This window comes from Enterobacter sp. ECC_219_Taxon_10, from assembly GCF_058354905.1.
The window spans coordinates 210,063-224,554 of the sequence record NZ_CM178005.1 but is presented as its reverse complement, the minus strand read 5'-3'; the positions used below and the strand labels follow the sequence as shown (position 1 = coordinate 224,554).

Sequence of the window (14,492 nt, the reverse complement as noted above, 5' to 3'; positions counted from 1 at the left end):
AGGTGCCCGAAGGCGTTAAAGGGATGGAGAATCCTTTCAGAAGAGCGTTTGAGTTGCAGCGCAGATCGTCCCTGAAATGCCCCTCATGCCCTACAATCTGTCAACAGAATGTGAAAACGTCAATACAGGTGACGGGGATTTGCGCTGAGTGTGAGAAACCGCAAACAAAGATTAAAAAAACCCTGAACGCCAGTTTTCAGCAGGGAAATTTATGCTACTCGCCAACTTGCAGCACAACTATCTTCATATTTCGCAACAATCAGTGATTAACTTTTATTCAGAATGGGTAAATTTTCTTGCAGAATGGTGATTATCTGAGCACTAAATACCGCGAACGTTAAAACGCACAGCGAAAAATGCTGAGGTTATCCATAAGCAACGCGAAAAAAGATCAATCTATATATAAAAAAATACAATGGATTATGTCACAAAATCGTTAACAGGCAGGGAGAAGCAGGTCTAAGGGGCGTTTTGGATACTCTGACAGGATAAGGTCATAATGCAAAAAGGGCTAACCTTGCGGTTAGCCCTTTTCAGAATGTGGTCGGCGAGAGAGGATTCGAACCTCCGACCCACTGGTCCCAAACCAGTTGCGCTACCAAGCTGCGCTACTCGCCGAATGCGGAGCGCATCTTACTGCTGAGGTACGCCCCCGTCAATCCCTTATTTTCAAAAAGCCATTCAACTGGCGATATTCTCGCCAGAGCTACTACTGCGCGGCTTTTGCGGTGTTATCAGGGAGTTTACACCAGTTGTTGTTTTCGTTAATCCCACCGTTTGGTGAGGTATAGCCGAGACAACCCATAATGGTGTCGTACAGCTCAACGTGACGGCGAGGTACCTTGATTTCTGCCTGCTGTTTCAGATGGGCAAACATTTTCGCCTTATCAGGGTTCTCCAGATACTTATCGGACATCCACATGATCATCGGCACGCGGAACTGCTCCGGCGGCGCCAGCTTGCGCGGCGTACCGTGCAGATGCTCTTTCTCGTTGATGGACTCACCGTGGTCTGCGGCGTAGATAACAATCGCTTTTTTATCACGCAGCTGGTCGATTACGCGGCTCAGGAACGTATCCACATACAGAACGGAGTTATCGTAGGCGTTGATCAGCTCCTGCTTGCTGCAGTCTTTATTAATGCCAACACACTCAGGTTTCCACTTCGCGAAATCACGGGTATAGCGCTGGTAATAGCTGTAGTGCGACCCTTTGGTATGAAGAATGACAAGATGCTTACCTTTCGGATGGTTCTTCAGAGATTGCGACATCTCTTCCAGCAGTAGCATGTCATCAACGTTTTTGCCCCGGTTACGCGGCTCGGCGCCAATCTGCTCACGGTACGCGATGTTATCTGCCAGCGTGTTGGTGTAGAACCACATCTCACTCTGCATGGCGAACAGGTCAGCGCTAAATCCAAGCTGCTTCAACACGGCAAAGACGTTTTGCTCTTTCAGCGTGCGCTGTGGGTTATCGCTTGCCCCGCCTTCACGCACAAACATACAGCGCAGCGAGAGCTTCGTTGCGGTATCGCAGGAGTAACCCCGATAGGCCACCAGGTTCTTTTCCTGCGCCAGTTTTGGCGTGGTATCGCGGTCATAGCCGAGAATACCCATATGATCCCAGCGCGTCGTTTCTCCGATAACAAAGACCACGTAAGTATCATCCAGTCCGTCAGCCGGCGCCTGATAGGTAAATTTTTTGGTCGGGTTCATCAAGGATTTCACATCGCTGGACTCGTCCGCCTGCGCCCAGGCATACAGGCCTAACGCTGACAGCCAGTTAGACGGCAAATAGGAGTTCGCCACTACGCCGCCATAGCTTGGCATATCCACGCCCGTCGCTTTTTCGATACGTTTTTGCTGTTTTTCCATCAAACGAATCGGCGCCCACACCAGCAGACCCGCCAGTAGAACGACGAGGACGTTGCGGATACGTTGCTCCCGCGTACGCAGCTGGCGTAACAGGGTATAGCGGCAGGTATTACTCCAGATAAAGAAGAGTGGTATCAGGCAGGTTAATACCGTCCAGACGATAAAGCCTTTTCCTACCACCTCTTTCGAGAGGTCGATATCCGTGGTCATCACCGAGGCAACGATGCCGTAGCCAATCACCACGTTCATGAATGTCATGTAATAGCTTGCAGCGGCGGAAATAATCACCACCAGCGAGGCCAGAATTTGCCAGGTACGTCGGCCAAAGAGCGAGAGCAGACGCAACAGGAAGAAGGTAGCGAGAACAGAGCCAAACACTTCAATCGCGGCAAAAATTCCATTTCTTACGGTGAGGTGTTCAAAATAACCTTCCACTCTTCTGAACAGCACCGCGCCATTCAGAAACAAACCGATATAGACAGCCAGCATCAGACATAATCTTTGCTGGGTAAGAGACCTAATATATTTCATGCAAACAACCCTGGGGGAAGGGGTATAAAGACCCGCCGAATCTCATCGAGAAAGCAGACAGAGTAAGTAGATGCGAGAGAAACCGTTATCAGAAACGTCCACAAGCGCGATAAGTAGACCACAGCGGGGAAAAAAAGTGGCAGCAGAGAGTGTGATCGATGAAGATTTTTACAAAATAACAGGTCAGGCAGCGATGCGGAGATAAAAAAAGAGGCCCTGCGGCCTCTTTTCATCGAATCATGCGTGCGCTTCTTTATACACTTCACGCTGCGGCTGACGGATCGTCGTGGACAGCGCCAGCGAAATAATCAGCAGGGCAAAGATAACGCAGAAGGTGACATAGAACCCGCCAAACAGCGTGGCAATCAGCGAGCCGCAAATACTGCCGATACCGAAGCCGAGATAAATGACACCGTAGTTTTTCGCCAGGTTGTTCAGGCCAAAGAACTCGCTCACCAGCGACGGGAAGACGGTAATGGTGCCGCCGAAGTTAAAGGCCACGCAGGCAATCGCCGCAAAGAAGGTCGCTTCATTCAGCGGTGCAAACAGCAGTGCCGCCATTCCTACCAGCGAAACCACCTGCCCAATCGTAATCACGCGGATGCGGGCAATTTTGTCAGACAGAATACCGAGCACCAGGCGACCCGAGAGGTTGGCAATGGAGATGACCGTCACCGCATTCGCCGCCGTCGCGGCATCCAGTTTTACCATCCCCTGAGCAATATCTTTCGCCACACCGATAACATACAGACCGCTCATGCAGGCCGTCAGGAACATCACCGCCAGCATCCAGTACTGCGGCTTACGCATGGACTGCGCGAGGGTGAAATCGTTCTCCACCACGCCGTTAACGGATTTCACTTCCTGCTGCGGGGCATCTTTCATCAGCGTAGCGCCAAACAGGATCATCACCAGGACGATTGCGCCCCAGATCATAAACGTTTTTTCGAGGCCAACGGATGCCAGCAGTTGGGAGTCGATAAATTTAAAGCCGAGGCTGCCCAGGCCATAGGAGCCAATGGCAAACGCGGAGATTAAGCCTTTACGCTCCGGGAACCACTTCACGCAGTTCGACAGCGTCAGCAGGTAACCTGCACCGTCTGCCAGCCCCACCAGCACGCCGGCGCTCAGCCACAGCATCATCAGGTTGCTGGAATGCGCCGTCAGGAAAAAGCCCAGCCCCAGCAGTATGCCGGACGCCATGGTCACACGCTTCACGCCAAAACGCTCCTGCAGCTTGCCCGCGACGGAAGACGAAATCGCCAGACCCAGACTCAGCAGGCCGAAGGAGAACGCTACCTGGCTGACCGGGGCGTCGAGTTTGTCGGAAAGCGCGCTGTTAAACAGGCTCCAGGTATAGACCGATCCCAGCGCGAACTGGGTAACGATGGTGCCGAAGAGCGTGAGCCAGCGCGTACGGTTATAGGTTGATGTGTTCATGGCCGTTGTCCTGCAACAGAAATTAAGGGAATTCGCTGAGGACAACGATAAACAAAACCTTAATACCGATGGGGTAAAACGTCATGAAATGCAGGAAGAACGGAATGAAATGCCTGGAATCGGGAATGAATGACCTTGCCGGGGAAGAAAGCGATGGCAGGTTAGTGCCTGCTATCGCTGCAAAGCCTGTGGTCATTGTTTTTAAGATGTTATCGTAACGTTTAAAAAAGTAACAATACTAAAAATTCGCGCTCACCCCCAGGGTATAGAGAAACTCCTCACCAGTGGTGGTGCGTTCCCCCTGAACCAGCGACGCATAGGCCGCCATGTGCGTATTAAACGGAATGTCTGTTCCCACGGTGACGTCCATCCAGTTACCACTTTGAACAGGGGCTGGCGTTTGAGGCATGCCAAACTGCGATTTCCACTGGTTTTCACCAAACTGCTGGTTATAGCTAATCTGTGCCCAGGGACGAAGATCGCCGTACTGGGTATTCACGCGCCAGCCTAGCGTACTCACGCTGGCATGCCAGAGCGGATCGGCGAGCGTCTGCGTCGTCGCGCTATCACCAAACTCATTGATCATCATCGGCGTAGAGCCGTCATACCGCCAGGCCATCACCGGACCGGTGGTTACCCGCGCCGAAACCGGAAAATTCCAGCCTACGCTCATCGCCGCTTCCGTTTTGGCACCAGATGGCAGAGCAAGGGCCAGCCCCGGCAAATTTTGGGAAGACTGAATTCGCTCAGCCAGAATATCCTCGTAACGCGGTTGGTGATCCGCGTCCCATGTATAGCGTTCAGCCGTATTATTTTGGGCGTCTGAAACGATATATTCCTGTTGCCAGGCAGACGCTGTATTACACAACAACAGGCAGGCTGAAATCCCCACCAGACCAGAAGCGGCATGGCGACCACTGATTTTTTTTATCATCATCAAAGCGACCCCAGAGAGAGCCGAATTCGGCGATATTTGTCGTTATTCAGGAAGACTTGAGAGAGCATATGGCCCTGTATTAACTATTGTCTTTATAGTAAACACGTCAAGCCAGTCAGAACGAAATTTTTGCGAAATCAGTATCAATAAGGGAGAGGACGAATGGAACGTTGCGGTTGGGTTAGCCAGGATCAGCTTTATATCGACTATCACGATCGGGAATGGGGCATACCGGAGACGGATGGCAAAAAACTCTTTGAGATGATCTGCCTGGAGGGCCAGCAGGCAGGATTATCATGGATTACGGTACTGAAGAAACGCGAAAACTACCGCAACGCCTTCCACCAGTTCGATCCCGTTGCCGTCGCCGCCATGACCGAAGATGACGTAGAACGGCTGGTGCAGGATGCCGGTATCATCCGCCATCGCGGTAAAATCCAGGCCATCATCGGCAACGCCCGCGCCTGGCTGGCGATGGAACAAAACGGCGAACCGTTCTCAGCGTTTGTCTGGTCGTTCGTGAATAACGATCCGCAAATCACGCAGGCCGCCACGCTGGCGGAGATCCCGGCGTCCACGCCTGCGTCGGACGCGCTCTCTAAAGCGCTGAAAAAACGCGGCTTTAAGTTTGTCGGCTCCACCATCTGCTACGCCTTTATGCAGGCCTGTGGACTGGTCAACGACCATGTCACCGGCTGCTTCTGTCATCCGGGGAGGCAACATGATCCGCAAATGGCAAAGTGAAAATGCCGATCCGCTCATGAGCCTGTGGCTTGAAAGCACCACCGAGGCGCACCCGTTTATTAGCGCGAGCTACTGGCAAGAGAATGAAGCCATGGTGCGGGAGGTCTACCTGCCCGCGGCAGAAACCTGGGTGTGGGAAGAAGAAGGCGCGCCGCGCGGGTTTATCAGCGTCATACAGTCGCAGTTTGTGGGGGCGCTGTTCGTTACGCCTGCGTATATCGGGCACGGTATTGGACGCGCGCTGCTGAACCATGTTCAACAGCGCTTCCCGCACTTAAGCCTGGAGGTGTATCAGAAAAACGTCCGGGCGGTGAATTTCTATCATGCTCAGGGCTTTCGCATCGAAGACAGCGCCTGGCAAGATGATACTCAGCACCCGACGTGGATCATGAGCTGGCAGGCGGATCAAACGCCGTTAAGGTAAGCTCGGGCCCCTCATATTTCTCGACCCAGGCCAGCGCCGTGTTCCCCGCGCAACCGTTCCCCAGCTTCGAGCTGGGGAGATCTTTGGTCAGCACGTTAACCGCCCCGTTTTTACAGATACCGCCTTCGGCGGGCTCAAGGTCGGGCCATGCCCCCTGGTGAATACAGATCACGCCCGGCTTAATCCCGTCACTGACCACCGCTCCTGCCAGCACCTGTCCACGCGAGTTCCAGACGCGCACCACGTCGCCGTCTGCAATCCCGCGGGCTTTCGCGTCAAAAGTATTCAGCGTAATCGGCTCTCGCCCGGCAACCGCATACTGCTCACGCAGTGAGGTGTAGTTAAGCTGGCTGTGGAGACGATGCGCGGGATGAGCAGACAATATCTGGAGCTGTTCCGGCAGCGCATTGCCGTGCCACTCGTCCGGCTCCAGCCACGAAGGGTGTGGCGGACAATCGGCATAACCAAAGCTGGCGATGCGCTCGCTGTAGATCACAATCTTGCCGCTCTCCGTTTTCAGCGGATGGTTTTCCGGGTCCCGGCGGAAATCGGCGAAACGGACAAACCGGGCGTTCTGTTCGCTTTCCGGCATTTCGAGAATCTGGTTCGCCTCCCAGAACTCAGCAAATGGCGGAAGTGTCACGCCCTGCGCCGCACCGCGCTGCCCGGCGATCTGATAGAAACTCTCCAGCCACTGCAGGTCATTTTTCCCTTCGGTAAAGCGTTCGCGACCGCCCGCTTCCCACAGCTCGCTCAGTTCGGCAAATACGTCAAAATCATCACGCGCTTCATCACGCGGGGCCACAACGCGCTTCATCGGTACCATATGCTGGTTGCTGTAATCGCCGGTCATGGTGAGATCGTTACGTTCAAACGACGTGGTCGCCGGCAGCACGATATCGGCGTGTTTGGCCGAGGCGGTCCAGAAGCACTCGGAAATCACCACCAGCTCAGGCTTTTGCCAGGCGCGGATCAGGCGATTGGTATCCTGGTGGTGCGTAAAGTTCGCCCCGCCCGCCCACCAGACAAACTTAATGTCCGGGAAGTGGCGGTCCAGACCGTTGTGCTGATAAAAACCGCCCGGCTTTTCCAGGGCTTCAACGATCCGCGCCACCGGAATTTTATCCACGGCATCCACGCCGCCCTGCACCGAGCCTTGCAGGGACGCCAGCACCGCCGCTTTACGCGTTGGGTTACCGCCGTTCGCAAAATGATAGGAAAGACCAAAACCGCCCCCCGGCGTACCAATCTGTCCAAGCATTGCGGCAAGCGTCACCAGCATCCAGTGTTTCTGCTCGCCGAACTGCTGGCGCTGCATCCCCCAGCCGGACATTAACATCGTGGTGTTTTTATGGAACAGCCCCGCCAGTTCGCGGATTTTAGCCGCAGGAATGCCACAAATTTCTGCGGCCCACTCTGCCGTTTTCACTACCCCATTGGACTGGCCCGTCAGGTAGTCGGCGAATTTGTCGAAGCCAGAGGTGCAGCGGGCGAGGAAATCGCGGTCGTGCCAGCCGTTCTCCAACAGCGTATGGGCGATGCCCAGCATCATCGCCACGTCGGTGCCCATATGCGGAGCAATCCACTCGGCGCTGTCGCCGAAGAAATCCATGGTTTCAGAGCGCATCGGATCAATGCAGATGATGCGCTTGCCGCTTTTGCGCAGCGCGTCAAAATACCCAATTCCCTGCTCGTCGCTGGCATTCCAGGCAATTTTCAGCGTATTCAGCGGATTGGCGCTCCACAGCACCACCACGTCGGTGTGCTCCAGCACCAGCGGCCAGCTTGTCTGCTGCTGGTACACTTCGTTCCCCCCCACGACGTACGGCATGATCGCCTGCGCCGCGCCAGTGGAGTAATCACCCAGATGACCGGTATAGCCTCCTGCCAGGCTCATGTAGCGCTGCAGCAGCGTCGAGGCCTTGTGCAGCACGCCGTTCGAACGCCAGCCGTAAGAGCCGGCGAAAATGGATGACGGACCGTAGCTGTCGCGGATGCGCTTATGCTGGGCGTGGATCAGTGCCAGCGCGTCATCCCAGCTCACGCGAACAAACTCATCCTGACCACGGATCCCCTGCGGCTTGTCCGGCGAGGCCAGAAAACCTTTACGCACCATCGGCCAGCGCACGCGCGTTTTGCTGTGCACCTGATCGCGAACGACGGTCTGTAACGAGTTGGGATGTTGTGTTGGCAGTGCCCCACGGGACGACAGAACATTTTCGCCATCGGTTTCGACCAGCATCGGCCCCCAGTGGGCGGCGGTCAGAATGGTTTTTGTTGAGGTGCTCAAGCGTGCGCTCCTGGTTGCGTGCAGGTTTACGGCCTTCTCGTTGAGGCCGTTTATGGTTTGTCACAAATTTCAGAGTTATACCCGGAATTTTCTCCGTATCTGGACGTCATAATCAACTGCCACGCTCGCCGTGGCAAAGAATAAAAAGGATTAAGGAAAGAAGATGAAAAAACGCGTACTCGTTATTGCCGCTCTGGTGAGCGGTGCACTGGCTGTTTCTGGCTGCACAACCAACCCTTACACCGGTGAGCGCGAAGCGGGTAAATCCGGCATCGGCGCGGGCATCGGTTCGCTGGTAGGCGCAGGCGTTGGGGCGCTCTCCTCCTCCAAGAAAGACCGCGGTAAAGGTGCGCTGATTGGCGCAGCGGCGGGCGCAGCTCTGGGCGGCGGCGTTGGTTATTATATGGACGTACAGGAAGCAAAACTGCGCGACAAAATGAAGGGAACCGGGGTGAGCGTCACCCGCAGCGGCGATAACATCATCCTGAACATGCCGAACAACGTCACCTTTGACAGCAGCAGCGCAACGCTGAAACCCGCGGGTGCGAACACCCTCACCGGCGTGGCAATGGTGCTGAAAGAGTACAACAAGACCGCCGTGAACGTGATTGGCTACACCGACAGCACCGGCAGCCAGGATCTGAACATGCGCCTGTCCCAGCAACGCGCCGATTCCGTGGCCAGCTCGCTGATCACCCAGGGCGTTGAAGCGAACCGCATCCGCACCAGCGGCATGGGCCCTGCCAACCCTATCGCCAGCAACAGCACGGCGGAAGGCAAAGCGCAGAACCGTCGTGTAGAGATTACGTTGAGTCCAATTCAGTAATCGCATTTCCCCCTCTCCCCGTGGGAGAGGGTCGGGGTGAGGGCATCAGACCGCACACCCCGGCATGAACCACTTGCCATCGTTGATTTTCCCGCTAAGGTATTCTCACTAAATTCAGGGAAATCAGCGATGAGCAAACCAGCCCGGGCCACCATCAGCGACGTGGCGAAAGCCGCCAAAACCGGTAAAACCAGCATTTCGCGCTACCTTAACGGCGAGAAACACCTGCTGTCCGATGCGCTGCTGGCGCGTATTGAACAGGCCATTGCCGATCTCGATTACCGTCCCAGCCTTATGGCACGCGGGCTCAAACGCGGCCGCACCCGCCTTATCGGGCTTATCATCGCCGATATCACCAACCCCTACTCCGTCAACGTCCTCAGCGGTATCGAGGCCGCCTGTCGCGAGAAGGGTTTCACGCCGCTGGTCTGTAATACCAACAACGAAGTCGATCAGGAGCTGCACTACCTCGATCTGCTGCGCAGCTACCAGGTCGAAGGAATTGTGGTTAACGCGGTAGGCATGCGTGAAGAGGGCCTGAACCGCCTGCAGCAATCCTCCCTGCCCATGGTCCTTATCGATCGTAAAATCCCGGAATTCGCCTGCGATGTGGTTGGGCTGGATAACACCCAGGCAGCCACAACCGCTACCGAGCACCTGATCGAACAGGGCTTCGAGGCGATTCTGTTCCTGAGCGAACCGCTGGGCATGGTAAATACCCGACGCGATCGCCTGGCGGCATTTCGCGCCACGCTTGCACGTTATCCCGGCGTCATCGCCGAAAATGCCGAAACGCCGCTTCACGAAGCCGACCAGCTCGACAATACCCTGCGCCAGTTCCACACCCGACATCGCGGGATGCGCAAAGCCGTTATCTCCGCCAACGGGGCGCTGACGCTGCAGGTCGCCCGCTCCCTCAAGCGCATTGGCCTGCACTGGGGCAGCGACATCGGTCTGCTGGGCTTTGATGAACTGGAGTGGGCGGAGCTGGCAGGCGTTGGTATCACGACCCTCAAACAGCCCACCTGGCAGATTGGCTATGCCGCTGTAGAACAAGTGGTTCGTCGTATTGAAGGCACCAGCGATGCCGTACGCGAGCAGGTCTTCTCCGGCGAGCTGATCGTTCGCGGCTCCACCGCCCGTTAATTTCCCCTTGTGATAGCGATCATAAATTCGACATCCTGACCTTTTCTTTGGAACCGGTTCCATTTAGCGTAATAGTATTGATATGTTGCGATGGAGTCCGAAGATGGGCAGGAAAATTATGGTGGTCACCGCCGCGTACGGCGCGGAACAGGTGCGACAAGCTGGCGGTCAGCGGGCGATGCTTCCCGTTATTGCAGGCGCAGGGGCAGACGGCGTGGAGATCCGCCGGGAACTGTTCAGCAGCGAAGAGCTGCTGGCGCTACCTGCGCTGGGCGAATCCATTGAGCTGCTCGGCCTGCTGGCGTGCTACTCCGCCCCCGCAGCCCTGTTTATGCCCGACGGCACCCTCAACCCGGACCTGACCCGCTACCTTTCTGAGGCCAGCAACCTTAACGCCCTGTGGCTGAAGGTTTCCCTGGGCTATTTCCGCGACGCGCAGCCTCTCGACGCCCTGCGTAGCCTGCTGAATGCCAGCGGTATGGCGCTGGTCGTGGAGAACGATCAGACCGACTGCGGTCAGCTCGCGCCGATGCAGCGCTTCCAGGCCGCCTGTCGGGAAATGGCGTTGCCCGTCACGCTGACCTTCGACATGGGCAACTGGCTGTGGGTGGGCGATTCGCCTGAGGAGGCCGCGCGTCGCCTGGCCCCTGCGGTGAGCTATATCCACGTTAAAGCCGCCGTGCCGCATAAAGATAACTTCCGCGCCGTGGCGCCTGACCACGCCGATGCGCGCTGGCTGGATCTGCTCGGCCAGCTGCCTGCCGATGCCCCGCGCGGTATCGAGTTCCCGCTGGAAGGGACGGATTTAACCGCCGTTACCCGCCATTACGTCAATCTGCTGCGCGAGGAGTAAACCATGCACAAGACGCTGGATGTCATCACGATCGGCGAAGCCATGGCGATGTTTGTCGCCACTGAAACGGGCGAACTGAGCGCGGTAGAGCACTTTATCAAGCGCGTGGCGGGCGCAGAGCTGAACGTCGCGACCGGACTGGCGCGTCTCGGCCTGAACGTCGGCTGGGTCAGCCGCGTGGGGGACGACAGCTTTGGCCATTTCGTCCTCGACTCGCTGAAAAAAGAGGGTATTGATGCCGCAGGTGTCACCCTTGATGGACGCTTCCCTACCGGCTTTCAGCTTAAATCTAAAGTCGAAAATGGAACCGATCCCATTGTGGAATATTTCCGTAAAGGATCGGCGGCAAGCCACCTCTCTGTGGCGGATTACCACGCCGACTATTTCGCCTTCACGCGCCACCTGCACCTGAGCGGTGTGGCGGCAGCGCTCTCTGCCAGCTCGTATGAACTGCTGGATCATGCGGCAACGGCCATGAAGTCGCAGGGCAAAACGATCTCTTTCGATCCGAACCTGCGCCCGGTGCTGTGGAAAAGCGAAGCGGAAATGGTCGAGAAGCTCAACCGCCTGGCGTTCCAGGCGGACTGGGTGCTGCCGGGCCTGAAAGAAGGGATGATCCTGACTGGCGAAAGCACGCCGGAAGGCATTGCCGATTTCTACCTGAATCAAGGGGTAAAAGCGGTGGTGCTGAAGACCGGTGCCGATGGCGCATGGTTTAAGACGGCCGATGGTGAACAGGGCGCGGTCGCCGCGGTGAAGGTTGAGAACGTGGTCGACACCGTCGGCGCGGGCGATGGCTTTGCCGTGGGCGTTATTAGCGCGCTGCTGGAAGGCAAATCACTGCAGCAGGCCGTCGCGCGTGGCAACAAGATTGGCTCGCTGGCCATTCAGGTGCAGGGCGACAGTGAAGGATTGCCAACGCGTGTGCAGCTCAACGAATAGATCCCCTCACCCCAGCCCTCTCCCCAAAGGGGAGAGGGAGCAAATCATCCCCTCGCCCCTTTGGGGAGAGGGTTAGGGTGAAGGGCATAAATTACACTCAACAAAACAAGCCACCGTGTACCCTACAGACAACGGCGGTAACAACCTCAACAACAGAGGCAAGCCTATGAACAGTTCGACCAATGCAGTAAAACGCTGGTGGTACATCATGCCAATCGTGTTTATCACGTACAGCCTGGCGTACCTTGACCGTGCCAACTTCAGCTTCGCGTCCGCGGCGGGGATCACAGAGGACCTTGGCATCACCAAAGGTATCTCCTCCCTGCTGGGTGCCCTTTTCTTCCTGGGCTACTTCTTCTTCCAGATCCCCGGTGCGATTTATGCGGAACGCCGCAGCGTGCGCAAGCTGATCTTCGTCTGCCTGATCCTGTGGGGTGCCTGCGCGTCACTGACCGGCGTGGTGAACAATATTCCTGCCCTGGCCGCCATTCGCTTTATCCTCGGTGTCGTTGAGGCGGCGGTCATGCCGGCGATGCTGATCTACATCAGCAACTGGTTTACCAAATCCGAACGCTCGCGCGCGAATACCTTCCTGATCCTCGGTAACCCGGTCACGGTACTGTGGATGTCGGTGGTGTCTGGCTACCTGATCCAGGCCTTCGGCTGGCGCGAGATGTTTATCATCGAAGGGGTACCCGCGATTATCTGGGCATTCTGCTGGTGGGTGCTGGTAAAAGATAAGCCTGCACAGGCAAAGTGGCTTTCCGAAGATGAAAAAGCCGCACTGCAGGCGCAGTTGGATAAAGAACAGCAGGGGTTGAAGGCGGTACGCAACTACGGCGAAGCCTTCCGCTCCCGCAACGTTATCCTGCTCTGCGCGCAGTATTTTACCTGGAGTATCGGCGTGTACGGCTTTGTGCTGTGGCTGCCGTCGATTATCCGCAGCGGCGGAGAAAACCTCGGCATGGTTGAGGTGGGCTGGCTCTCTTCCGTACCGTATCTCGCCGCGACCATCGCCATGATCGTCGCATCATGGGCATCGGACAAGCTGCAGAACCGTAAGCTGTTTGTCTGGCCGCTGCTGCTGATCGCTGCCTTTGCGTTCATTGGCTCATGGGCCGTCGGCGCGAATCACTTCTGGGCCTCTTACGCCCTGCTGGTTATTGCCGGTGCCGCCATGTACGCCCCGTACGGTCCGTTCTTTGCCATCATCCCGGAAATGCTGCCGCGTAACGTCGCGGGCGGTGCAATGGCATTGATTAACAGTATGGGTGCGCTGGGGTCGTTCTGCGGCTCCTGGTTTGTGGGCTACCTGAACGGTGCCACCGGCAGCCCGTCTGCATCGTACATCTTTATGGGGGTAGCGCTTTTCGCCTCCGTGTGGCTTACTCTGATTGTTAAGCCTGCTAATAATCAACAGCACCCCGTCGGTGCACGCCACGCCTGAATCCTTAAAAATCAACGGAGATTAGCATGAAGCCGTCCGTCATTTTGTATAAAGCACTGCCGGAAGATCTGCAGAAACGCCTGGAAGAACACTTCACCGTTACGCAGGTGAAAAACCTGAGCCCGGAGACCGTGGCGCAGCACGCCGACGCGTTCGCGAGCGCCGAAGGCATGCTGGGTTCAAGCGAAAAAGTGGATATCGCCCTGCTGGAGAAAATGCCGAAGCTTCGTGCTACCTCTACCGTTTCAGTAGGTTATGATAACTTCGACGTGGATGCCCTGAACACCCGTAAAATCCTGCTGATGCACACGCCGCATGCCCTGACGGAAACCGTGGCCGACACGCTGATGGCACTGGTACTCAGCACGGCCCGTCGCGTGGTGGAAGTGGCCGGGCGAGTGAAAGCTGGCGAATGGACAAAAAGCATTGGGCCGGACTGGTTCGGCGTGGATGTGCATGGCAAAACGCTGGGCATCGTGGGCATGGGGCGTATCGGGCTGGCGCTGGCTCAGCGCGCGCATTTCGGCTTCAACATGCCGATTCTGTATAACGCGCGTCGCCATCACAGCGAAGCTGAAGAACGCTTTAACGCGCGTTACTGTCAGCTGGATACGCTGCTGCAGGAAGCCGACTTTGTCTGCCTGATCCTGCCGCTGACGGATGAAACGCGCCATCTGATCGGCAAATCCGCGTTTGAAAAAATGAAGAAATCCGCCATCTTCATCAACGCGGGTCGCGGCCCGGTGGTGGATGAGAAGGCGCTGATTGAGGCGCTGCAAAACGGCGAGATCCACGCCGCGGGTCTGGACGTGTTTGAGCAGGAGCCGCTTCCGGTGGATTCCCCGCTGCTGAGCATGCCAAACGTCGTTGCCCTGCCACACATCGGCTCAGCCACCCATGAGACGCGCTACAATATGGCGGCGACGGCAGTAGACAACCTGATTGCCGCGCTTGCTGGAAAAGTGGATAAGAACTGCGTTAACCCTCAGATCCAACAGTAGAAACGAAAAAACCCGCCAGAAGGCGGGTTTTTGAATTT

At 56.4% G+C, this 14,492-nt stretch carries 12 protein-coding genes and 1 tRNA gene; 8 read left to right on the top strand and 5 right to left on the bottom strand.

Annotation, left to right across the window (positions count from 1 at the left end):
* Positions 1–541: 541 nt before the first annotated feature.
* The 4 genes from AC4ICF_RS00955 to AC4ICF_RS00940 all read right to left on the bottom strand — a co-directional run bounded on the left by AC4ICF_RS00955 (position 542) and on the right by AC4ICF_RS00940 (position 4,781).
* Positions 542–618, bottom strand: a tRNA-Pro gene (locus AC4ICF_RS00955).
* 91 nt (positions 619–709) lie between these two features.
* On the bottom strand, positions 710–2,404 hold the full coding sequence (gene eptB / locus AC4ICF_RS00950; RefSeq protein WP_116343100.1) for a kdo(2)-lipid A phosphoethanolamine 7''-transferase: 1,695 nt from the start codon (positions 2,402–2,404) through the stop codon (positions 710–712).
* Between the two features lie 237 nt (positions 2,405–2,641).
* Positions 2,642–3,844: an L-lactate MFS transporter gene (locus tag AC4ICF_RS00945; protein ID WP_316380448.1), complete on the bottom strand. Its 1,203-nt coding sequence runs from the start codon at positions 3,842–3,844 to the stop codon at positions 2,642–2,644.
* 238 nt (positions 3,845–4,082) lie between these two features.
* Positions 4,083–4,781 (bottom strand): autotransporter domain-containing protein, encoded by a 699-nt coding sequence (locus AC4ICF_RS00940; RefSeq protein WP_316380447.1) that lies wholly within the window; start codon positions 4,779–4,781, stop codon positions 4,083–4,085.
* A gap of 162 nt (positions 4,782–4,943) precedes the next feature.
* Here AC4ICF_RS00940 and tag point away from each other — a divergent pair, with 162 nt between their 5' ends.
* Both tag and AC4ICF_RS00930 read left to right on the top strand, forming a co-directional pair.
* The gene (tag, locus tag AC4ICF_RS00935) at positions 4,944–5,525 is read left to right on the top strand and encodes a DNA-3-methyladenine glycosylase I (RefSeq protein WP_116343083.1); all 582 of its coding nucleotides are present in this window, start codon (positions 4,944–4,946) and stop codon (positions 5,523–5,525) included.
* Positions 5,503–5,949 carry an N-acetyltransferase gene (locus tag AC4ICF_RS00930; RefSeq protein ID WP_116343081.1) on the top strand — a complete coding sequence of 149 codons (447 nt, stop codon included), beginning with the start codon at positions 5,503–5,505 and terminating at the stop codon, positions 5,947–5,949. The genes tag and AC4ICF_RS00930 overlap by 23 nt, the downstream gene beginning before the upstream one ends.
* Here the strand turns inward: AC4ICF_RS00930 and AC4ICF_RS00925 are convergent.
* On the bottom strand, positions 5,912–8,191 hold the full coding sequence (locus tag AC4ICF_RS00925; RefSeq protein WP_439209900.1) for a molybdopterin guanine dinucleotide-containing S/N-oxide reductase: 2,280 nt from the start codon (positions 8,189–8,191) through the stop codon (positions 5,912–5,914). The two genes, AC4ICF_RS00930 and AC4ICF_RS00925, sit on opposite strands and share 38 nt — an antisense overlap.
* A 211-nt stretch (positions 8,192–8,402) precedes the next feature.
* Here AC4ICF_RS00925 and AC4ICF_RS00920 point away from each other — a divergent pair, with 211 nt between their 5' ends.
* The 6 genes from AC4ICF_RS00920 to ghrB all read left to right on the top strand — a co-directional run bounded on the left by AC4ICF_RS00920 (position 8,403) and on the right by ghrB (position 14,454).
* Positions 8,403–9,065, top strand: a complete 663-nt coding sequence (locus tag AC4ICF_RS00920; protein WP_008502762.1) for an OmpA family lipoprotein — start codon at positions 8,403–8,405, stop codon at positions 9,063–9,065.
* Positions 9,066–9,194: 129 nt separating this feature from the next.
* The gene (locus AC4ICF_RS00915; RefSeq protein ID WP_116343076.1) at positions 9,195–10,211 is read left to right on the top strand and encodes a LacI family DNA-binding transcriptional regulator; all 1,017 of its coding nucleotides are present in this window, start codon (positions 9,195–9,197) and stop codon (positions 10,209–10,211) included.
* A 103-nt stretch (positions 10,212–10,314) separates the two neighbouring features.
* Positions 10,315–11,064 carry a sugar phosphate isomerase/epimerase family protein gene (locus tag AC4ICF_RS00910; RefSeq protein WP_316380446.1) on the top strand — a complete coding sequence of 250 codons (750 nt, stop codon included), beginning with the start codon at positions 10,315–10,317 and terminating at the stop codon, positions 11,062–11,064.
* 3 nt (positions 11,065–11,067) lie between these two features.
* A complete protein-coding gene (locus AC4ICF_RS00905) occupies positions 11,068–12,006 on the top strand; it encodes a sugar kinase (protein WP_316380445.1) in 939 nt (312 codons plus the stop codon).
* Between the two features lie 166 nt (positions 12,007–12,172).
* On the top strand, positions 12,173–13,453 hold the full coding sequence (locus AC4ICF_RS00900) for an MFS transporter (RefSeq protein WP_316380443.1): 1,281 nt from the start codon (positions 12,173–12,175) through the stop codon (positions 13,451–13,453).
* A 26-nt stretch (positions 13,454–13,479) separates the two neighbouring features.
* A complete protein-coding gene (gene ghrB, locus AC4ICF_RS00895) occupies positions 13,480–14,454 on the top strand; it encodes a glyoxylate/hydroxypyruvate reductase GhrB (protein WP_116343068.1) in 975 nt (324 codons plus the stop codon).
* Positions 14,455–14,492 lie beyond the last annotated feature (38 nt).